The sequence below is a fragment of the Flavobacterium sp. CYK-55 genome, assembly GCF_018413465.1.
In the GTDB taxonomy this organism is placed as follows: Bacteria; Bacteroidota; Bacteroidia; order Flavobacteriales; family Flavobacteriaceae; genus Flavobacterium.
The window spans coordinates 23,347-43,922 of sequence record NZ_JAHCDK010000001.1 but is presented as its reverse complement, the minus strand read 5'-3'; the positions used below and the strand labels follow the sequence as shown (position 1 = coordinate 43,922).

18 protein-coding genes and 3 tRNA genes are annotated in these 20,576 nt (G+C 39.0%); 20 read left to right on the top strand and 1 reads right to left on the bottom strand.

Annotated elements, in window-relative coordinates:
• Window positions 1–200: 200 nt before the first annotated feature.
• The gene (gene lipB / locus KIH23_RS00160; RefSeq protein ID WP_213211089.1) at window positions 201–950 is read left to right on the top strand and encodes a lipoyl(octanoyl) transferase LipB; all 750 of its coding nucleotides are present in this window, start codon (window positions 201–203) and stop codon (window positions 948–950) included.
• Here the strand turns inward: lipB and KIH23_RS00155 are convergent.
• Window positions 925–1,533, bottom strand: coding sequence for a ribonuclease HII (locus KIH23_RS00155; RefSeq protein WP_213210623.1), 609 nt, complete (start codon window positions 1,531–1,533; stop codon window positions 925–927). The genes lipB and KIH23_RS00155 overlap by 26 nt on opposite strands.
• 191 nt (window positions 1,534–1,724) lie before the next feature.
• On the opposite strand from KIH23_RS00155, the gene KIH23_RS00150 reads away from it, so the two are divergent.
• The 19 genes from KIH23_RS00150 to tuf all read left to right on the top strand — a co-directional run bounded on the left by KIH23_RS00150 (window position 1,725) and on the right by tuf (window position 20,533).
• Window positions 1,725–4,934 carry a SusC/RagA family TonB-linked outer membrane protein gene (locus tag KIH23_RS00150; RefSeq protein ID WP_213210622.1) on the top strand — a complete coding sequence of 1,070 codons (3,210 nt, stop codon included), beginning with the start codon at window positions 1,725–1,727 and terminating at the stop codon, window positions 4,932–4,934.
• A gap of 5 nt (window positions 4,935–4,939) precedes the next feature.
• On the top strand, window positions 4,940–6,673 hold the full coding sequence (locus KIH23_RS00145; RefSeq protein WP_213210621.1) for a SusD/RagB family nutrient-binding outer membrane lipoprotein: 1,734 nt from the start codon (window positions 4,940–4,942) through the stop codon (window positions 6,671–6,673).
• A 15-nt stretch (window positions 6,674–6,688) separates the two neighbouring features.
• Window positions 6,689–7,267, top strand: a complete 579-nt coding sequence (locus tag KIH23_RS00140; protein WP_213210620.1) for a hypothetical protein — start codon at window positions 6,689–6,691, stop codon at window positions 7,265–7,267.
• Between the two features lie 13 nt (window positions 7,268–7,280).
• Window positions 7,281–8,963, top strand: coding sequence for a hypothetical protein (locus KIH23_RS00135; RefSeq protein WP_213210619.1), 1,683 nt, complete (start codon window positions 7,281–7,283; stop codon window positions 8,961–8,963).
• 102 nt (window positions 8,964–9,065) lie between these two features.
• Window positions 9,066–10,433, top strand: coding sequence for a T9SS type A sorting domain-containing protein (locus tag KIH23_RS00130; protein ID WP_213210618.1), 1,368 nt, complete (start codon window positions 9,066–9,068; stop codon window positions 10,431–10,433).
• 124 nt (window positions 10,434–10,557) lie between these two features.
• Window positions 10,558–12,501 (top strand): putative porin, encoded by a 1,944-nt coding sequence (locus KIH23_RS00125; protein ID WP_213210617.1) that lies wholly within the window; start codon window positions 10,558–10,560, stop codon window positions 12,499–12,501.
• A gap of 221 nt (window positions 12,502–12,722) precedes the next feature.
• Window positions 12,723–14,084 carry a pyridoxal-phosphate dependent enzyme gene (locus tag KIH23_RS00120; RefSeq protein ID WP_213210616.1) on the top strand — a complete coding sequence of 454 codons (1,362 nt, stop codon included), beginning with the start codon at window positions 12,723–12,725 and terminating at the stop codon, window positions 14,082–14,084.
• Between the two features lie 40 nt (window positions 14,085–14,124).
• Window positions 14,125–14,613, top strand: a complete 489-nt coding sequence (locus KIH23_RS00115) for a 3'-5' exonuclease (RefSeq protein ID WP_213210615.1) — start codon at window positions 14,125–14,127, stop codon at window positions 14,611–14,613.
• Between the two features lie 49 nt (window positions 14,614–14,662).
• Complete coding sequence (locus tag KIH23_RS00110) at window positions 14,663–14,890, top strand: PspC domain-containing protein (RefSeq protein ID WP_213210614.1); 228 nt, start codon at window positions 14,663–14,665, stop codon at window positions 14,888–14,890.
• A 12-nt stretch (window positions 14,891–14,902) separates the two neighbouring features.
• Window positions 14,903–15,097 carry a hypothetical protein gene (locus KIH23_RS13705; RefSeq protein ID WP_249684738.1) on the top strand — a complete coding sequence of 65 codons (195 nt, stop codon included), beginning with the start codon at window positions 14,903–14,905 and terminating at the stop codon, window positions 15,095–15,097.
• A complete protein-coding gene (locus KIH23_RS00105) occupies window positions 15,057–15,785 on the top strand; it encodes a ComEA family DNA-binding protein (protein WP_249684737.1) in 729 nt (242 codons plus the stop codon). The genes KIH23_RS13705 and KIH23_RS00105 overlap by 41 nt, the downstream gene beginning before the upstream one ends.
• A gap of 15 nt (window positions 15,786–15,800) precedes the next feature.
• Window positions 15,801–16,970 carry an acyl-CoA dehydrogenase family protein gene (locus KIH23_RS00100; protein WP_213210612.1) on the top strand — a complete coding sequence of 390 codons (1,170 nt, stop codon included), beginning with the start codon at window positions 15,801–15,803 and terminating at the stop codon, window positions 16,968–16,970.
• Between the two features lie 248 nt (window positions 16,971–17,218).
• Window positions 17,219–17,413, top strand: a complete 195-nt coding sequence (gene rpsU, locus KIH23_RS00095; RefSeq protein WP_213210611.1) for a 30S ribosomal protein S21 — start codon at window positions 17,219–17,221, stop codon at window positions 17,411–17,413.
• Between the two features lie 69 nt (window positions 17,414–17,482).
• A complete protein-coding gene (locus tag KIH23_RS00090; RefSeq protein ID WP_213210610.1) occupies window positions 17,483–18,379 on the top strand; it encodes a tyrosine-type recombinase/integrase in 897 nt (298 codons plus the stop codon).
• Window positions 18,380–18,412: 33 nt separating this feature from the next.
• The gene (hpf, locus tag KIH23_RS00085; RefSeq protein WP_213210609.1) at window positions 18,413–18,715 is read left to right on the top strand and encodes a ribosome hibernation-promoting factor, HPF/YfiA family; all 303 of its coding nucleotides are present in this window, start codon (window positions 18,413–18,415) and stop codon (window positions 18,713–18,715) included.
• A gap of 92 nt (window positions 18,716–18,807) precedes the next feature.
• Window positions 18,808–18,881: transfer RNA gene (locus tag KIH23_RS00080), tRNA-Thr, on the top strand.
• A 23-nt stretch (window positions 18,882–18,904) separates the two neighbouring features.
• Window positions 18,905–18,985: transfer RNA gene (locus KIH23_RS00075), tRNA-Tyr, on the top strand.
• 229 nt (window positions 18,986–19,214) lie between these two features.
• Window positions 19,215–19,286, top strand: a tRNA-Thr gene (locus tag KIH23_RS00070).
• Window positions 19,287–19,345: 59 nt separating this feature from the next.
• A complete protein-coding gene (gene tuf, locus KIH23_RS00065) occupies window positions 19,346–20,533 on the top strand; it encodes an elongation factor Tu (RefSeq protein ID WP_213210608.1) in 1,188 nt (395 codons plus the stop codon).
• Window positions 20,534–20,576 lie beyond the last annotated feature (43 nt).

The window sequence follows — 20,576 nt, the reverse complement described above, 5'->3', positions numbered from 1 at the left end:
GCAATGCGCGCGCAGAATTATTCAAAGGCCGGTTTTGGAAATTGAATGTTGCTCGTTAGCCCCGATTGCAGGCGATATCCTCACGCGGCAGCGGGAGATAAAGCCGAAAAGCGGGTGGTAGGATGGTTTTGGAAAATTTAGGTTTCGCTTCTGGTTGAAAAAACAAACATCGCAAGGCAATTATGTTGTATTTTTGCGGCATGAATAAAACGGTTCAACTACAAGATTTAGGACGTCAGGATTATCAGGCGGTTTGGGATTATCAAGAGCAATTGTTCCAGCAAATTGTGGATATTAAGTTGCAAAAGCGACAAGAACCAACTTTGGTGACGCCGAATTATTTTTTGTGGGTAGAGCATCCGCATGTGTATACTTTGGGCAAAAGCGGCGATGTGGCGAATATGCTTTTGAGTGAAAAGCAGCTCCAAGAGAAAGGCACCAAGTTTTATAAAATAAACCGCGGTGGCGATATTACGTACCATGGGCCGGGCCAAATTGTGGGTTATCCGATTCTGGATTTGGAGAATTTTTTTACGGACATTCACAAATATTTGCGTTTGTTGGAGGAATCCATCATTTTGACCTTGGCCGATTACGGAATCGCGTCGGGCAGGAGTGAAGGTGAAACCGGGGTTTGGCTGGGTGTAGGAACTCCGTTTGCACGCAAGATTTGCGCTATGGGCGTTCGGGCGTCGCGCTGGGTAACGATGCACGGTTTTGCCTTGAATGTGAATGCTGATTTGGGTTATTTTGACAACATTATTCCGTGTGGAATTCGCGGTAAAGCGGTGACTTCACTGAATATTGAACTTGGTGTTTCGCAGGTGAATGAACGTGAAGTGAAAGCCAGAATTTTGCAGCATTTCTCAGCACTTTTTGAAGCGCGTTGGGTTGAAATGTCAGAACCATTGCGTTATGCGGCTTCTATTGAGCGTCAAAATCAAGACTGAGTTGATCGGGTAATAATTTGAACGATAGGCGGTGATACGGCGTGCTTCCGTATTTTTTAATTGCCACGCGGTGTTCTACTGTTGGGTATCCTTTGTTTTTTTTCCAGTTGTATTCGGGATGTTTTAGGTGGATTTCGTCCATGAAATCATCGCGGTAGGTTTTGGCCAATACCGATGCGGCAGCAATACTCAGATATTTTGAATCGCCTTTGACAATACAACTGTGTGGAATGTTGTCGAGCGGTTTGAATCGGTTGCCGTCTACTATAATATATAAAGGTGAAGGATGGAGTTTGCGCAGCGATTCTTGCATGGCTTGGATGGATGCGTTGAGAATGTTGATCTCATCAATGACATCGCGATGCAAATGGGTGTAGGCAAATGCTATGGCTTCAGCTTCTATGATGGGACGTAGTTGGTAACGCTGTTTTTCGGTGAGTTGTTTGGAGTCGTTGAGCAACGGATGTTTGAAATCAGGCGGAAGAATTACGGCCGCCGCAGTGACCGGTCCGGCCAGGCAACCGCGTCCGGCTTCATCGGTTCCGGCTTCGTTTGCAAAAGTTGAAAAACGGGTAAGGAGCATTTTTGCTAAAGTTTAAAATTCATGTCAGTTGAACGATGTTTGTTGTAAGATTAATGGTCTTGAATCGAAATATATAAACATTTCTGAAGATTTTTTAACATGTCGACAAAAAAGATATTAAGAATATATATTTGTTTATTTAAGAATTAATTAAGAAGTTTGCGGGATATCTAACTCAAACGAAATTTTATATGAGATCGAAGTTCAAATGGATTTTTACACTAGTCATGGTGTTTACAATGCAGTTGGCTCTGGCACAGGAGAAAACTGTATCGGGGGTTGTTTCTGATGATCAGGGGCCTCTTCCTGGTGCCAACGTAATGGTTAAAGGCACTAAAAACGGTGTGCAAACAGATGTTGATGGTAAATTTGCCATCAAAGCCAAAACAGGTGATGTTTTGATTGTTTCATTCATCGGTTACGACGATAAACCTGTTACTGTAGGTGCATCAAACGTAGTTAACATAAAAATGAAAACCGGTGAGGGAGAAAAGTTAAACGAGGTAGTTGTTACCAGTCAAGGTATTAAGAAAGAGAAAAAAGCCTTGGGTTATGCAGTAACAACCATTAAAGCCGAAGACTTTGCTTCAAAACCATCAACCGATGTGGCACGTGCACTTACCGGAAAAGCACCTGGTGTGAATATTCAGCAAACTAGTGGTTTGTCTGGTTCTGGAACGAATATCATCATCCGTGGATATTCTTCTATTACCGGTAGTAATCAGCCTTTGTTTGTGGTAGATGGTATTCCTTTTAATGCTGAAACCAACAGTGATGGTAACTTCTTGGAAGGGGCAACCAATGCTTCAAGCCGTTTCTTGGATTTGGATCCGAACAGTATTGAAAGCATAAGTATCTTGAAAGGTTTGAGCGCAACCACTTTGTATGGTTCGTCAGGTAGAAACGGGGTTGTTTTGGTAACGACCAAATCTGGTAATACCAAAGAAATCAACAAAAAGATGGATGTTGCTTTTACGCAGTCTTTATACATGACAGAAATATCAGCGTTGCCTGATTACCAAAATAGATATGGTAATGGTTTTGATAATTTATACACTGGAGCATTCTCTAACTGGGGTCCGGCTTTTGGAACCGTAGGAACCCAAGGTATTGGTGCTGATGGTACGGTGTCTCATCCTCTTGCATATTATGGTCCTGACACCTTTCCTCAGTTCTGGAATTTTGATCAACAAAATCAAGCAACTACCCCTAAAACAGTTCCTTATGCTCCTCAAAATAACGTAAAACCTTTCTTTAGAACTGGAGTTGTGACAACTACCTCATTGAATATTGGTGGTCGTTCAGAAAACACTTCCTACAATGTAGGTGTTGGACATACTAGAGACGAAGGCTTTATTGAGAATAATACTTATCAACGTCTTAATTTAACAGGTGGAGGCAGAACCAAATTGACAAATGGCTTTACTTTGAGTTCTACTATTAATTATGTTCGAACAGATAAAACTGCTCCTCCTACAGCTGCTGGATTCGGTTCAAATGCGGCAGCTCCTTCGGTCTTTGCTAATATTTTGTATACACCGAGAAACTTGGATTTGTTTGGGATGCCTTATGAAAATCCTATAGACCATTCTTCTGTGAATTACAGGCCAGATATACCTAATCCGCGATGGACGCTCAAAAATTCTAGTGACAACGAAAGTGTTCGTCGTTTTTTTGGTAACATGACAGCTATGTATGAAATCAATTCGTGGTCTAACGTATCTTATCGTTTTGCTGTTGATAATTATACCCAAAATAAAAAATATTACATCAATAGAGGTAATGGGCAGCCTTTTGATAATGAAGGTTTTTTGAGAACTACGGTGAGAGAGAATACAATATACGACCACACGGTTAGTTATAATTTTGATAGAAAAATTGACAAAAACGAAAACTGGAATTTAGATGGGACGCTTGGTTTTAACCCAAGATTTGAGTCTAAAAAACTAGATTACTTAGCAAGTACATCACAGTTTTTGTACGGGTTGATAGAGCATCAAAATTTTGAAAATCACGATGGATACTCTGAGAAGCAAAGCTTCAACATTGTTGGTTTGTATGCCAGTACAACATTGGGTTACAAAAAATATATTTATTTGAACCTTCAAGGGCGTAACGATTGGTATTCTTCATTACAGCCATCTTATCGTTCTTTATTTTATCCTTCGGCATCAGTATCATTTATCCCTACAGAAGCAATTGCGGCATTAAAAGGAAATAAATATATCAACTATGCTAAATTACGCGTAGGTTATGGTTCTTCGGCTGGTTTTCCTGACCCGTATAAAACTATGATTGGATTAAATACACGAGCCAAAGCTTTCTTGCAACAAGATGGAACAGTTGTGAATACATTATCACCAAGCAATGAACTTGGTAATCTTAAACTTAAACCAGAGTTAGTCAAAGAACTTGAGTTTGGTTTTGAATCTAAGTTGTTCGATAATAGACTTGGAATTGATTTATCATTGTACAATAAAGTATCAACTAATTTGATTGTTGAACGAGATTTAGATCCTTCAACGGGGTATGATTATACAACTGATAATGTTGCACAAGTCAGTAACAAAGGAATTGAGTTAGGGTTGAATTTAGCCATTTTCCGACCTAAAAAAGATGATGGATTTACATGGGATGCTACTATTAACTTTACCAGAAACAGAAACTATGTGGATGAGCTCGGATTAGGGTCAGTTTCATCTCTCGCAATTGCAGGTTTTACCAACTTAGGAAACTTTGCTATTAGTGGTCAACCTTATGGAGTGATTATGGGTAGTTCTATTACACGTGATGTAAATGGTAACTATGTAGTTGGTGCTGATGGGAACTATTTAGTAAATAATGAATTGTCAATTATTGGCGACCCGAATCCGGATTGGAAATCGACTGTGATTAATGAGTTTTCGTACAAAAACATTACGTTTGGATTCCAGTTTGAATACCAAAGAGGGGGTGATATTTATTCAACAACCGCTGCGGCCTTGTTGTCACGTGGTTTGACAGAAGACACCAACTTTGACCGCTCTGGAACATTTGTTTTGCCTGGTGTGAATGTCAATGGTAATGTTAATACAACCCAAATTGGTCTTACACAATATGGTTTTAATAATTCAGGTTTCTTTGTTAATGAGCAGGCTATATATGATGCTACGAATCTTCGCTTGAGAGAAGTTTCTTTGTCCTATAGTCTACCAAAAAAATGGTTAGAAAAAACGCCATTTGGAAAAATGTCTATCTCTTTTGTTGGTCAGAACTTATGGTTCAAAGCATTTAATTTCCCTAAACACTTAAACTTCGATCCAGAAGTGATGAGTTTAGGTGTGGGTAACGGACAAGGGTTTGACTATTTGACCGGTCCTACGGCTAAAAGATATGGATTCAACTTTAATTTAACTTTCTAAAAGTCATGAATAAGAAATATATCAAATTATTATTAGTTGCTTTCACAGTTTCCATTTGGGGTTGTGAGACAGTTGATTTGGATCAAACTGAAAACCCAAGTACAATTAATGCTAATTTACTTGAACCTAAGTATACTTTTAACTACATTCAATTACAGCTTCCTGATTTTGTTGATCAGACCAATTCTTTTACGCAAAGAATTACTCGTCAAATGGCTATGACTGGAGGTAATACTTACGATAACGCTTTTGCACCTGTTAATTTTAATCAACAGTGGAGTACAGGTTATAATATTTTGAATGCTATTAAATTGATGGAGCCGAAGGCTAACCAGCAAAACTTAAATTTTGTAATGGGGGCTTCTAAAATTATCAGATGCTATGTCTTAATGACTTTTGTTGATATGTATGGGGACATTCCATATTCTCAAGCTCTTCAAGGAAATGCTAATATAACTCCTGCATTTGATAAAGATTCTGAAGTTTATGCTTCGATTATTACTGAGTTGGATGATGCTATTGCTAAGTTTGATTTGCCGGATAATCCTAAAATAAAAATTCAAGATTTATATTACGGCGGACTTTCTGCAAAGTGGATTAAATTAGCTAATACTTTGAAATTGAAAATGTATAACAATTGTAATTTGTTATCTACTTTAGGGACTAAAAACGTTGCTAATGAGATTAATCAAATTATCAACTCTAACAACATTATCAATGATGCATCAGATGATTTTGTTTTTAAGTATGGCAACTCAAGGTTTAATCCAAATTCAAGACATCCTCTTTATAACGACCAATATGAAAGAGGGGGAGGTTCATACATAGGGAACTATTTTATGTGGGCAATGACAACTGAAAAGGGAGCAACTTCTGACTTTACTAATTCTATTCAAAATCCTGGTGATCCTCGTGTTAATTTCTACTTTTATAGACAAGATGCTGACCCTCAAAACGAAGATACCTTTACTATTCCAGGAAGATCGAGGCCTGAGAATTACAACAATATTTCGTACAACTCTTTCTATGATAATACTATCAGAACATGTTATACTGTTTCAAACTGGGTAGCTGGTGCTATGCCACAATTTGGTTATTTGGGTAGAGATCACGGTAACAATGCAGGTTTGCCGCCGGATTCAGATAAGAGAACTGTCGCTGGTACATACCCAATTGGGGGGATGTATGGAGGAGAGTCCGCAAATTCTGTTCAAACAGATGGTAACAAAGGCAAATTAGGTGCTGGTATCATGCCCATTATGTTGTCTTCTTTTGTTCATTTTATGAAAGCTGAATTGATACTGAAAAATATTATTTCTGGTTCAGCAAAAACTGAATTTGAAACTGCGATAACTCATTCTATTGATAAAACTACAGGTTTGTTTGCTGACTACCCAGTTCTTGACCAAAATGACCAAGATGATTTGTTGGCTAAAAAGACTAAATACATTAATTATGTTTCTGGTTTTTTCGATAATCAAACTACTGATGGTAAATTGGAAATGGTTATTAAAGAATTTTACATAGCTGCTTGGGGTAATGGTATTGAGCCATATAACAATTACAGAAGAACAGGATATCCTAGCAACTTCCAACCAACTCTTGAGCCACTTCCGGGTGCTTTCTATAATTGTGCGTACTATTCGGGTAATTGCGTAAATAACAACCCTAATGCTCCTTCGAATGTTCGAACACGTAAAGTGTTTTGGGCAGTGCCAAATAATAAAGAGCTGTATTAATTTTAAATAATTATCATGAAAAGATTTATAGTTATATTTTCAATTCTTTCTCTTGGATTGCTTTCTTGTGAGAAAGATCAAAGCCTAGATCCTAGACCGGTTCAAGTTGGAGGCCCCTATATGCGATTAGATATTACTAGTAAAGTATTGAAAACGAAAGGCCCAGGAACTAATAATTTTACTGATCAGGAAGTGCAAGACTCATATTTTGGGGGATTACTCACAGATCCTTCTGGTAAAGTTGTTCAGTATAAATTGTATGTAAAACGACGTGATAGTTATGGCGTTGGTGGTGAATTTAAGTTTGTAAAAGAAATCACATCATTCCCTACAGAACTTAAAGTTACACAACAAGAGATTGCCGATGCTTTGGGATTGAGTGTTTCAGATTTAGTATTTGGGGATGAGTATTATTTTTACGCTGAAGCTTTTGATAGTGTTGGTAAGCGTTCAGATTATTATAGCCTCTCAACCACAGTTCAAACAGCACCTGGAATGAAACAAGCTTTCAGATTTAGAACAACATCTGTCACTAAGAGTTTCTTTGATGTTGCTGAGAATTATGTTTCATATGACAATTATGTTAACCCTTAATACGAAAATCTTTATGAAAAAATATATTAATAATAAGATTTCTAAAGTTTTCTTGACTCTTTCCTGTTTTGGTATTTTTATAGCTTGTCAAGAAGACGACGTTTTCTCGGGTCAACCTCAAGGCCCTTTTACTACGCTCAAAGGTTCGGTTACGACAACTGAAACTAATGTTGTTTCCTCACAATCTTTTCCTATTACAGTTTCTTTAGGTGACAATCCAGAAACACCTGAAGCTGATTTGTTGACTTTTCCAATGGATGTTAGTGTAGAAGTGATTGCTTATGTCTATAATGAAAACGTTGATGTCAGATCTAGTAAGAGATCTAGAAGAACATTCATTGTTCCAGCCGGAGAAAACTCTATTGTTGCCGATATGATTGCCCCCGGGGCTGATGGTACAACTGATTTACCATTTAATATGGATTTGAGATTATTTATGTCAGCAATTACGACAGCTCCAGAAGTAACGCCCAAAGGTTTCCCAGGGAAACAGTATTTGATGACTTCGGATACAATCAATGTGGATTATGGTGATACTCCTTTTGCTGGTGTCAACTCTAAAAGATTGGGGATAAGATTTGATTTTATTGGTCCTCATTCCGGAGCTGCACCAAGTTCAGCCCCAATTAATAATCTTAATATTGTTGTCAAAAGAAATGGTGCGGTAATGCCCTCTCAATCTCCTTCTCAAGGTATTTCTCCATCTTCCAATTCAACGAGACCGTACTTTGGAACTACAAACAATGCTAATAGATATGAATCTCTCAACTTTCTTGATGCAACACAAACAATTAAAGTTTACAATGCTACATATGCCGATAGCCTTGCTGGTATTTTTACTGTAAAAGCTGTTTCGTCAGCACAAGCAGCAGCTGACAGGCCACATGGTTTCAAAGTAGGTGATGAAGTATCGTTCAAAAACTTTAATGGCTCTGGATCAGCTCCTACGGTTGTTCAGGTGTTGGCTGTGCAAGATGCATATACTTTTAAATTTCAAGCTTCTAACACAACTTTTGGATCTAAACTAGCATTTTCTCAACCAAAATCTGTTGCCGCGGGGCTTTCGCCTACTGATGTAGAATTAACATGGAGCCCATTTTTTGCCTATGTGGGAGGTAATGTAATTAAATATAATGGTGTTTATTATTATTGTAGAAAAGATATTGCTTCCTCAATCGTTGGTAATGCTTTCCCAAGTTTTGATACTGATCATTGGGTTGCTGGTCAGCCCAAAATAAACTGGGAGAATGAACTTTCTGCTCCTCATCCTACTTGGGATTCAAGAGCTGAATACTTTTTCGGTGATGTGGTCACCTACAATGGTGTTTTATTTGTAAACAATGGCTATTCGCCTTCACGTACTCCGCAAGAGACTGCTAATCCTAACCCTGCAGCTACTAATTCAGAATGGTCTGTTGTTATTAATTCGTATAACATGGATTTTCAAAATTATACAAGCACTGATACATTCACGATTGAAGTCTATGCTCAAAGATTAGGTGGCTTGACTTCAAATGCACCTGCTACCGATATTCCTTACAAATTTACTGTTCGTTATCCTGATGAAAAAGTAAAGGTCTTTGGGGGTGTTTTTTCGGGAATGACTATTGGCTCAACAACGAATTCCATTCAAAAAATGACAATCATGAGAACTACAGTACAAGGTGTCTCTAGTTTTGCAATAACTCATAATTAATTTCAAATATTTGAGTTAAAAATATTGTTAGGCCAAAGTTTTGTAATTTTGGTCTAACTTTTTTTTTATATTTGTCTTTCAATTTATAAAACCATAATTATTATGAAAAAACTTTTACTATTTGCTTCTTTGGTATTAGGTTTTGGTGCTCAGGCTCAAAACATATACTGGACTGAGTATGCCACTTCACAGCCAGCTGCAAGTACTGGTATGAGAAGTATTTCGATTGTTGATGATAACACAGTATGGCTTAGCAATTCTTGTGGAACAACAGGATGTACAACCATTAGACGTTATTCACTCTCTACTGATAGTGGTGTTAGTTGGACAACTAATGCAATTGATTTAGGAGCTTCAGCAGCGAACTTAGAAATTGCCAACATCTGTGGTGTTTCTGCAACTACAGCATTTGCTTCAGTTTTTCCTAAAGCCTCTGGGGCATTAGGTGGTATTTGGAAAACGACTGATGCTGGCCTCTCATGGGCCAGACAAGCAACAGCTTCTTTTAATTCAGCCGATGGAGCTTCTTTCTGTAATTTAGTTCATTTTTGGGATGAAAACAATGGTGTAACTATGGGTGACCCTGCTGGAGGTTATTTCGAAATTTATACAACGACCAATGGGGGTTCTGTATGGACTCGTGTGCCAAGTGGAAGTATTCCTGCACCAATTGATGCTGCTGAGTATGGTTTAACTAATCAATTTACGGTTACTGGTGATGTTATCTGGATTGGAACCACTTTTGGTCGTATTCTTAAATCAACAGATCATGGTTTGACTTGGACTGTATCACAATCTCCAATTCCTGATTTTGGTGGAGGTATCAATGGTTCAGGTTCAGGTGATATGGCTTTCTCTGATGCCAACAACGGTTTGTTGCAAACAGATGCGTATGAGTTGTTCTCAACCGCTGACGGAGGTGCTAACTGGACAGCTTTGACAGTAGCTCCTGATACAGCTTTGAAAAACTTTGGTATTTCTGAGATTCCAGGACAAGCAAACACTTACATTTCTGTAGGTGAAGATTTGTTGAACTCGCCTGCACGTGGGTCAGCATTCTCAACGGATGGTGGTAACACTTGGACGCACATCGCTGATACTGACGAAGTAGACGGAGGTGTAGTTGCTTTCAGAAATAGCCAAGTTGGTTTTTGTAGTGGTTTCAGTACATCTGCTGCTGTTGGCGGTATCTGGAAATGGAACGGTGTAAGCTTGGCTAACACATCTTTCTCTGCTGACAAATTGTTTACAGCCTACATCAACAACGCTACAAGAACACTTCAAGTAAACGGTAAAAACATTTCAAATGTTGCCGTTTATGATGTGCTTGGAAAACAAGTTTTCAACGGTTCTTACACTTCAGTAGATGCAGTTTCTATCAATGTTGATTCATTCAACAGTGGTGTTTACATGGTGAAAGTTGCTAACGCTGAAGGAAACACTTCAACTATCAAAGTTATCAAACAATAATTTGTTTGTTCTTATAGAAAAGAAAGCCACTCATTTGAGTGGCTTTTTTTATAGATTTATTTTCAGTTTTCAAAGTCAGCGATAACAAACAAATATTTATTTTTGCCCACATATATAATTGAATATGAGAATTCTCTTCACGCTTTTGTTTTTTGTTATTTCGGCAGTTGGCATTGCCCAAGAAACCGCTAATGAGAAACCTAGAAAAAGCTTGCTCAAAACCAAAGAGCAAAAAGAGAAAGAGTTAGCCCGAAAAGCCCCGATCACTTCTTACAAAACATATACGCTTCAACGGGACACAACCTTTGTTGATACATCTTTAACGATTCAAAAAGAGTATCAATACAATTATTTGCGCAAAGATTTATTCGGGCGAATCGCCTTTCTTAATGAAGGACAAACCTACAACACACTTGATTTTGGTTTAAACAAAGTCAATGCGTTTCCTGAATTTGGCTACCGAGCTAAGCATTTAAATTATATTGAAGCAAATGACATCAAATACTACTTTGTAGCCACACCTTTATCTGATTTGTATTTCAAAACCGTCATGGAACAAGGGCAATCACTTGATGCTTTTCTTACCGTTAATACTTCAGAGCAGTTCAACTTTTCAGTTGCTTACAAAGGTTTGCGCTCACTTGGAAAATACCTCAATCAACTATCAAGCAATGGTAATTTCAGATGTACGGCCAGTTACAAAACAGCAAAAGGGCAATATGTTTTCAACGCACATTATACCGGTCAAGATTTGCTCAATGGAGAGAATGGCGGAATCACGACACCTTCTGATTTTGAAAGCAAAGATGCCAATTTTAAACAACGTCAAAGACTCGAGGTTTTTCTAACCGATGCCACTTCATTCATGAAAGGCAAACGTTTTTTTGTTGATCATCGATTCAGAATCAATTCTTCCGAGGCCAACCACAACTTGTTTCTTACTCATCAAATCAATTACGAAACCAAGTTTTTTGAGTATTATCAACCCACTGTTGCATCTGAAGTCGGAACCCAAACCATTAATCATTTTGGCGATTCTTACGTAGGCAGTTATATCAATGACCAAGTTCATTACAATCGATTATACAATCAAATCGGTGTAAGTTATGAAAGTAAAAAGTTAGGGCGTCTGCACTTTTATACCGACGATTTCAGATACAACTATTTTTACAATACAGCCGTTGTGCTTAATGGTCAAAACATCCCGAGTTTACTCAAGGATAAAATCAACAGCATGGGTGCACGCTATGATTACCAAAAAAACCACTGGAGCGGCTTTGCGCGTTATCATAACGCTCTGACCAATCAATCGCTTACTGATATAGAACTTCAAGCTGCCTATAAGCTCAATGATAAAAACCAATTTACCTTCTCATATCAAAGCGCGAGTAAATTGCCCGATGCTGTCTACAATTTGCACCAAAGCAGCTATGTTGCCTACAACTGGTTTAACAATTTCAAAAACCAAAAAAGCAATACCCTTACCGCCAAAGCGCAAACTCAATTTGGTCAGGCCGAATTGCAAATCAGCAACTACGACAACTTTTTGTATTTCAGCGATGACAGCACCAACGCTTTGCAACAATTCATTTCGCCTAAACAATACGAAAAATCTATTCAATACCTATCGGTCAAAGTCAGCAAAGAATTCCGCGTTTGGCGATTCGCGCTTGATAACACCTTGCTCTATCAGCAAACCAGGCAAGACGACCCAGTGCTCAATGTGCCTAAATTTGTTACGCGCAACACACTCTATTATTCCGATTACTATTTCTCACGCGCGTTGTATCTGCAAACCGGCTTTATCTTCAATTATTTTACAAAATATTACGCCAACGGATATAATCCCATCCTAACCGATTTTTACGTCCAGAATCAAACCAAAATCGGTGATTTTCCACTCGTTGATTTCTTCATCAACGCCCGCGTGCGCCAAACCCGCATTTTTCTCAAAGCCGAACACTTCAATTCGTCTATGGCTTCACAAAACAGATTTTACTCGGCGCCGGGTTATCCGTACCGCGATTTCATCATCCGCTTTGGCTTGGTTTGGAATTTCTTTCAGTAATCTCTGCTCACTATTTATTATTGTTTGGGCGTGACCACAAGGGTCGGGCTATCCGCTTTTATCTTTTGCTCGCTTGCTCGCAAAAGGATAACCGCTTTTATCCCTCACGCAAGTCTCCGAGATTAACATCAGTCAAACTTGCAGACCATCATTTTATCGATATATTTGCACTCTAAAATAGGCTTGGCAACTCAACTGCGCAGCCGTTCAGATGCAACAAAATGAAATACGCAGAAAACATCCTCGGAACCATTGGCAACACGCCGTTGGTTCGACTCAATAAAATCACTTCTGAGGTCAATGCTTTGGTGCTTGCCAAAGTTGAAACCTTCAATCCGGGCAATTCAGTCAAAGATCGTATGGCCGTTAAAATGGTCGAAGATGCTGAAGCCGATGGGCGTCTCAAACCCGGCGGAACCATCATCGAAGGAACTTCAGGCAACACAGGAATGGGCTTGGCCTTGGCTGCTATTGTCAAAGGTTACAAACTCATTTGCGTGATTACCGACAAACAATCCAAAGAAAAAATGGACATCTTGCGTGCTGTGGGTGCCAAAGTAGTCGTTTGTCCGACTGATGTTGAACCGACCGATCCGCGTTCATACTATTCTGTTTCCAAACGCCTCGCCGAAGAAACGCCTAACGCTTGGTATGTCAACCAATATGACAATCCATCCAACGCGATTGCGCATTATGAACAAACCGGTCCTGAAATCTGGGAACAAACCGAAGGTAAAATTACTCATTTTGTGGTGGGCGTTGGTACCGGCGGAACCATCTCAGGTGTGGCCAAATACCTTAAAGAGAAAAACCCGAACATCAAATGTTGGGGTATTGATACTTATGGCTCGGTATTTAAAAAATACCACGAAACCGGTATTTTTGACGAGAACGAAGTATACTCATACATCACCGAAGGCATCGGCGAAGACATTTTGCCCAAAAACGTTGATTTTTCACTCATTGACGGATTCACCAAAGTAACCGATAAAGACGCTGCGGTTTATCAACGCAGATTAGCGCTTGAAGAAGGCATCTTTGTGGGCAACTCAGCCGGTTCAGCCGTCAAAGGATTGTTGCAACTCAAAGATCATTTCAAACCTGAGGATGTAGTTGTGGTTTTGTTTCACGATTCAGGCAGCCGTTATGTAGGTAAAATGTTCAATGACGATTGGATGCGTGAGCGCGGTTTCTTAGATGAAGAAATCAACAAAGCCGAAGATGTCATCAAAGACCACATCGATAAGCCACTCATTATTGCGCGTACAGAAGAACTCGTTTCGCATGCTATTGAACGCATGAGAAAATACAAAATCTCACAAATTCCGGTTATTGACATCAGTGGTTTTGTAGGTTCACTCGATGAATCAGCTTTGTTTGATTTGTATGTGAATGATAAAAACGCCGCCGAGCGTCCGATTCGTGAAATCATGGGTAAACCATATCCGGTGGTAGCTGCAGGAACCTCTATTGAAGAAGTTTCAAAACTCATCAGCAAAGAAAACCAAGCGGTACTGATTGATTTAGGTAAAGGCAAACACCACATCATTACCAAATACGATATCATCGGAACCATTAAATAAATATACCGGCAACCGTAACAAGTTGCCGTTTTTTTTGATTATGAATTTTACAGCTATTGATTTTGAAACCGCCACCATGCATCCGGAAAGTGCGTGCGCGGTGGGTATAGTGACTGTGAACGATGGCATCATTGTCGATGAGTTTTATACACTCATTCAGCCGCCTTATAATCACTATGCATACCACAACATCAAAGTGCACGGAATTCGTCCGATAGATACCGAAAATGAAAAAACTTTTGACGGCCATTTTCCTCAAATTCAAAAAAGACTTTTCGGAAGAACCATCGTGGCGCACAATGAATCTTTTGATCGGAATGTGCTTATGCGTACCATGAAGCATTACGGTTTGTATTACGATGAACTTGAAATTTCAGATCGTTGGGAATGCACTTGCAAAATATACCGAGCCAAAGGTTACAAGCCGGCGAATTTAAAATATTGTTGCGAGCAGAACCAAATAGAACTGAATCACCACGAGGCTTTGTCAGATGCGCGCGCTTGTGCAAAATTATATCTGCTCAAATGATTTGTTCAAAGCGAAGTTTTTTCTAATTTAGATTTCGTTTTTAAATAATATGTCGGTTGTTATCCGTTTAAAATATTTCTTTGAAAAATACGGTTTTCACGTATCGTCGCGCTTGGCTGACAAGTTGGGCATGCGTGCCAACAGCGTCCGATTGTTCTTTATTTATATTTCGTTTGTAACCGCCGGTCTTTGGTTTGGGGTTTATTTAACCTTAGCCTTTTGGATTCGCCTCAAAGATCTCATACGCGCCAAACGAAGCTCTGTTTTTGATTTATAAAATTTACACGCCATGATTATTCACTTCAATGCCATACAACATGAAAACAGATTTTATCTCTGTGATTTTGAAATTCTCAAAGTCACAACGCCTCGGTTTATTGATTTTATTCTCGCTGATTTTGCTGATGCAATTAGTCATTTGGTTCGGGTTTCGTACAACCGAAATGCCACAAGAAAATCAAGTTTGGACAAACTTACCGCCTAAAATTGATTCAGCTCAATCTTCATTTTCGGAGTATCGCCCCAAACCATTTAATCCCAATTTTATTTCTGATTACAAAGGCTATATGTTGGGCATGTCAGTAGCGCAGATTGATCGGCTTTTGGCTTATAGAAAAACAGGTAAATATGTCAATTCAGCGCTTGAGTTTCAGCAAGTGACTCAGGTTTCTGACGAACAACTTCAGAAGTTAGAGCCTTATTTTAAGTTTCCGGATTGGGTTCACAACAAGCCATCAAATATTTTTACTGAAAAAAAGGTTTTGAAAAAAGAATCTTTGATAGACATCAACACCGCTACAGCTGATGATCTAAAGAAAATTTACGGAATAGGCGATGGTTATGCACAGCGCATTTTAACTTTACGCCAAAAACTCGGAGGTTTTGTACACATCAATCAAATTGAAGACGTCTGGGGTTTGTCGCCTGATGTAATTGCTGCACTCAAGCAGCGGTTTGTAGTTGTCAATCAGCCGATAATTCGTAAAATCAACATCAACAAAGCCGGCATAAAAGAACTGATGCAATTACCTTATTTTAGATATCCGTTGGCCAAAGCTATTGTCGTGCAGCGCAGTATGAACGGAAGCTACAAAAACATTGAAGATTTGACAAAGATTTCAGATTTTCCGGTTGATAAAATAGAAATTATTGCCTTATATTTGGATTTCTAAAAAAAATAGACATTTATGAATTCATCTTACTTCACAGAAGAGCACGAATTATTCAGAAAAAGTTTTCGCGATTTTTTGCATTCAGAGGTTGTTCCTCATATTGAAAAATGGGAAAAAACCGGAACTATTGAACGGTTTATCTGGAAGAAATTTGGTGAAATGGGCTTTTTCGGAATCAATTACCCGGAGGCTTACGGCGGAATGAATTTAGATTTGTTTTATACCGTTGTTTTTTTAGAAGAACTTCAAAAAATTAAATCATCCGGTTTTGCTGCGGCCATGTGGGCGCATGCTTATTTAGCGATGACCCATCTCAATGCTGAAGGCGATGAGCGCATCAAGCAAGAATATTTGGCTGCGAGTATCGCCGGCGAAAAAATTGGCGCTTTGTGTATTTCTGAACCTTTTGGGGGAAGCGATGTAGCCGGAATGCGTACTAATGCTGTAAAGCAAGGCAATCAATATATCCTCAACGGATCAAAAACATTTATTACCAACGGTGTATATGCTGATTACTATGTGGTAGCGGCTAAGACACAACCTGAGTTGGGCAATAAAGGCATCAGTATTTTTTTGGTTGATACCAGTACACCCGGAATTTCGGCCACCAAGTTGGATAAATTAGGTTGGCGCGCCTCAGATACGGCTGAGATTGCTTTTGACAATGTGCAAATTCCTGCAGAAAATTTGATGGGCGAAGAAGGAAAAGGTTTTCCGTATATCATGCAGCATTTTGCTTTAGAGCGTTTGATCATGGCGATCAATGCACATGCCCGCGCTGAATATGCGCTTGAATATACCATTGAATATATGGCACAACGACAAGCTTTTGGTACCACAATTAATAAGTTTCAGGCTTTGCGCCACACCATGGTTGACCATGCCACTGAAATAGAGCATTGCAAAATATTTAATTATGCAGCCACGGCTCGACTCAACCAAGGTGAATATGTTGTAAAAGAAGCTACGATGGCCAAACTCAAATCAACCAAAGTGGCCGATGAAGCCATTTATGCTTGTTTGCAAATGCTCGGCGGATACGGTTATATGGAAGAATATCCATTGGCGCGTTTGTTAAGAGATAGCCGTTTGGGGCCAATCGGAGGCGGAACTTCAGAAATTTTGCGCGAGATTTTGTCTAAGATTATTATTGATCAGCAGAGTTATAAGCCTGCGGTGAAGTAGAGATTTGTAGAAAAAAATATTCAGAGCCAACAGATTTTAGTTTGTTGGCTCTTTTTTTTGAGCAAGTTTTTGCGCGAGGGATGGAAGCTAGGTGCCGCGCACCGCGTACAGCCTGACGGCGAAACGGCTGTTTTTTTGTGATGAATTTTGAATCGCCGGCGCGCCCCAAAAAAATAATTTAAAATTTATAATCATAATTTAAAATTAATTGTACATTTGCGGCCTTAACGAGAGGAGGTGTCTGCATTATGTTAATTATACCCATTAAAGACGGAGAAAACATTGATAGAGCTTTAAAGCGCTACAAAAGAAAATTTGATAAAACCGGAACTGTTCGTCAGTTGCGTGCGCGTCAGGCTTTCATTAAACCTTCAGTAACGCACAGAATGAAAATTCAAAAAGCGGCTTACATTCAAAAATTGAAAGACAGTATCGAAAGTTAATAGTAACTTTTTAAGTCATAGAACCGTTAGTTTACAAAGTTTAATACCTTTGGGCTAACGGTTTTTTTTATGGACAATTTCAAACAAGCTTTTCAAGATTATTTGTTGCTCGAAAAAAAATATTCGGTGCATACGGTCAACGGATATTGTGTTGATATAGCTGTTTTTGAAGCTTTTTTGAAGCAGGAATTTGATCAAAACACTTTGGTGGATGTGCATTATCCGCAAATAAGAAGTTGGATTGTTCAGATGGTTGAATCGGGTATGTCAAACGTTTCGGTAAATCGTCGCGTGGCATCGCTCAAAAGTTATTATAAGTTCTTGCTCAAGATTGGGCAGATTCAGGCCAGTCCGCTTTTAAAACATCAGGCGCTTAAATCTCCGAAGAAATTGCAGATTCCGTTTTCAGAAAAAGAAGTTGATTTGGTACTCAATAATATTCAATATCCGGAAGGTTTTGATGGTGTTCGCGATAAACTCATTATTGATTTGTTTTACACCACCGGAATTAGGCGCAGTGAACTCATCAATTTGCAGATGTCGGGTGTTGATGTTGTGGGAAGTACTATTAAGGTATTGGGCAAACGCAACAAAGAGCGCATTATTCCGATTTTGCCGGTGATTATTGTTGAGCTAAAAAAGTATTTATCGGAACGTTCTAATATAGAAGTTGTTAAAGATTCTGGCTTTTTTTTCTTGTCAAAAAAAGGCGTTAAATTGAATGATTCGTTTGTGTACAGACTAATAAATCACTACTTTAGTAATGTCTCGGAGAAAGCAAAAAAGAGTCCGCATATTCTAAGGCATACCTTTGCGACTCATATGCTCAATCACGGGGCGGATATTAATTCGGTAAAAGAATTACTCGGGCATTCGAGTTTGGCTTCAACTCAAGTATATACACACAGTAGTTTGGCTGAGCTTAAAAAAGTTTACGGAAATGCTCATCCGCGCAATCGGGAGTAGTTCTTTGCAAGTTTAACCCTAAAATTTTTTATTATGAAGGTAAATGTTCATGCTGTTAACTTTACGATTGACAAAAAACTCACTCATTTCATTCAAGAGCGTTTAGATAAACTCGAAAAATATTATGACCGAGTGGTGGCAGCGGATGCTTTTTTAAAGGTTGAGAATACAAGCGATAAGGAAAATAAAATTGTTGAAATTAAAGTTCATGTTCCTGGAGATGATTTAATTGTTAAAAAACAGTGCAAGACTTTTGAAGAAGCAGTCGAGTTATCAGCCGAATCTTTAGAGCGTTTATTGGTTAAAAGAAAAGAAAAAATCAGAGCCAATATTTAGTGAAAAATTTTTATAGAAAATGTTTTGTTTAAAAAACAAAATCCTATACATTTGCAGTCCGTTAGAAATAGCGGACTTTTTTTATTCTAAATGCCGGTGTAGCTCAGCTGGCTAGAGCAGCTGATTTGTAATCAGCAGGTCGTGGGTTCGAGTCCCTCCATCGGCTCGGCTTTTAAATAGAAAAGGTTAGGGAAGATACTCAAGCGGCCAACGAGGACGGACTGTAAATCCGTTGGGAAACCTTCGCAGGTTCGAATCCTGCTCTTCCCACAATTTTTTTGCTCGAAAACTTATCAAAAGTTCACTTTTGTAAAGGTTTGAAAAGTAAAAAAATAGTAAGGGTTCACCCTTACGGATCACCGAGCGATAGCGAGGTAATCCTGTGGATGATTTGAATAGAAACATATTCGAATCGTCAAAGATTAACTTCAAAAACTAAGCGCAAGCGAAGTTTTAAAAGTTAAAAAGTAAATCTTGAATGTCAGGATTTAAAACACAAGCCGGTGTAGCTCAGGGGTAGAGTGCTTCCTTGGTAAGGAAGAGGTCACGGGTTCAAATCCCGTCATTGGCTCGAATTCGTTTTGTGAATTTTGAACACTATATATAAACTAAGATTAAAAATTAATTAAAATGGCAAAAGAAAATTTTAGTCGTACCAAGCCACACCTTAACATTGGTACGATTGGTCACGTTGACCACGGTAAAACTACATTAACTGCTGCAATCACTAAAGTATTGTCTGATGCCGGTTATTGTCAAGCTAAATCTTTCGATCAGATAGATAATGCTCCAGAAGAAAAAGAAAGAGGTATTACTATTAATACTTCACACGTTGAATATGAAACTGCTAACCGTCACTACGCGCACGTTGACTGTCCAGGTCACGCGGATTACGTAAAAAACATGGTTACTGGTGCTGCTCAAATGGACGGTGCTATCTTGGTAGTTGCTGCTACAGATGGTCCAATGCCGCAAACTCGCGAGCACATCCTTTTGGGTCGTCAGGTAGGTATTCCTAGAATCGTTGTATTCATGAACAAAGTGGATATGGTTGACGATGCTGAGTTGTTAGAACTTGTTGAAATGGAAATCCGTGATTTGTTGTCATTCTATGAGTATGATGGTGACAATGGTCCTGTTGTTCAAGGTTCTGCTTTGGGTGGATTGAACAACGATCCAAACTGGGTTCCTAAAATCATCGAATTGATGGAAGCTGTCGATGCTTGGATTGAAGAACCAGTTCGTGACAACGCTAAGCCATTCTTGATGCCTGTTGAAGACGTATTTACCATTACTGGTCGTGGTACTGTAGCTACGGGTCGTATCGAAACTGGTGTTGCTAACACAGGTGATCCTGTTGAAATCATTGGTATGGGTGCTGACAAATTGACTTCTACTATTACTGGAGTTGAGATGTTCCGTAAAATCCTTGACCGTGGTGAAGCTGGTGACAACGTTGGTTTGTTGTTGAGAGGTATTGACAAAGCTGATATCCGTCGTGGTATGGTTATCTGTAAACCAGGTTCAGTTAAACCACACGCTAAATTCAAAGCTGAGGTTTATATCTTGAAAAAAGAAGAAGGTGGACGTCACACTCCATTCCACAATAATTACCGTCCACAATTCTACGTTCGTACAACTGACGTAACTGGTATCATTTCATTGCCTGCAGGTGTAGAGATGGTTATGCCAGGAGATAACTTGACTATCACTGTTGAGTTGTTGAGCCCAATCGCTCTTAACGTTGGTTTGCGTTTCGCTATCCGTGAAGGTGGTAGAACAGTAGGAGCTGGTCAGGTAACTGAAATTCTTGACTAAGAATAATTAACCAAATATAGAGCCAGCAGGTTTCCGTTTAGGT

Bases quoted from the DNA above. Each gene is read 5' to 3' on its own strand.
- lipB (WP_213211089.1), top strand. From the start codon at position 201: ATGAATAAAACGGTTCAACTACAAGATTTAGGACGTCAGGATTATCAG.
- KIH23_RS00155 (WP_213210623.1), bottom strand. From the start codon at position 1,533: ATGCTCCTTACCCGTTTTTCAACTTTTGCAAACGAAGCCGGAACCGAT.
- KIH23_RS00150 (WP_213210622.1), top strand. From the start codon at position 1,725: ATGAGATCGAAGTTCAAATGGATTTTTACACTAGTCATGGTGTTTACA.
- KIH23_RS00145 (WP_213210621.1), top strand. From the start codon at position 4,940: ATGAATAAGAAATATATCAAATTATTATTAGTTGCTTTCACAGTTTCC.
- KIH23_RS00140 (WP_213210620.1), top strand. From the start codon at position 6,689: ATGAAAAGATTTATAGTTATATTTTCAATTCTTTCTCTTGGATTGCTT.
- KIH23_RS00135 (WP_213210619.1), top strand. From the start codon at position 7,281: ATGAAAAAATATATTAATAATAAGATTTCTAAAGTTTTCTTGACTCTT.
- KIH23_RS00130 (WP_213210618.1), top strand. From the start codon at position 9,066: ATGAAAAAACTTTTACTATTTGCTTCTTTGGTATTAGGTTTTGGTGCT.
- KIH23_RS00125 (WP_213210617.1), top strand. From the start codon at position 10,558: ATGAGAATTCTCTTCACGCTTTTGTTTTTTGTTATTTCGGCAGTTGGC.
- KIH23_RS00120 (WP_213210616.1), top strand. From the start codon at position 12,723: ATGAAATACGCAGAAAACATCCTCGGAACCATTGGCAACACGCCGTTG.
- KIH23_RS00115 (WP_213210615.1), top strand. From the start codon at position 14,125: ATGAATTTTACAGCTATTGATTTTGAAACCGCCACCATGCATCCGGAA.
- KIH23_RS00110 (WP_213210614.1), top strand. From the start codon at position 14,663: ATGTCGGTTGTTATCCGTTTAAAATATTTCTTTGAAAAATACGGTTTT.
- KIH23_RS13705 (WP_249684738.1), top strand. From the start codon at position 14,903: ATGATTATTCACTTCAATGCCATACAACATGAAAACAGATTTTATCTC.
- KIH23_RS00105 (WP_249684737.1), top strand. From the start codon at position 15,057: ATGCCACAAGAAAATCAAGTTTGGACAAACTTACCGCCTAAAATTGAT.
- KIH23_RS00100 (WP_213210612.1), top strand. From the start codon at position 15,801: ATGAATTCATCTTACTTCACAGAAGAGCACGAATTATTCAGAAAAAGT.
- rpsU (WP_213210611.1), top strand. From the start codon at position 17,219: ATGTTAATTATACCCATTAAAGACGGAGAAAACATTGATAGAGCTTTA.
- KIH23_RS00090 (WP_213210610.1), top strand. From the start codon at position 17,483: ATGGACAATTTCAAACAAGCTTTTCAAGATTATTTGTTGCTCGAAAAA.
- hpf (WP_213210609.1), top strand. From the start codon at position 18,413: ATGAAGGTAAATGTTCATGCTGTTAACTTTACGATTGACAAAAAACTC.
- tuf (WP_213210608.1), top strand. From the start codon at position 19,346: ATGGCAAAAGAAAATTTTAGTCGTACCAAGCCACACCTTAACATTGGT.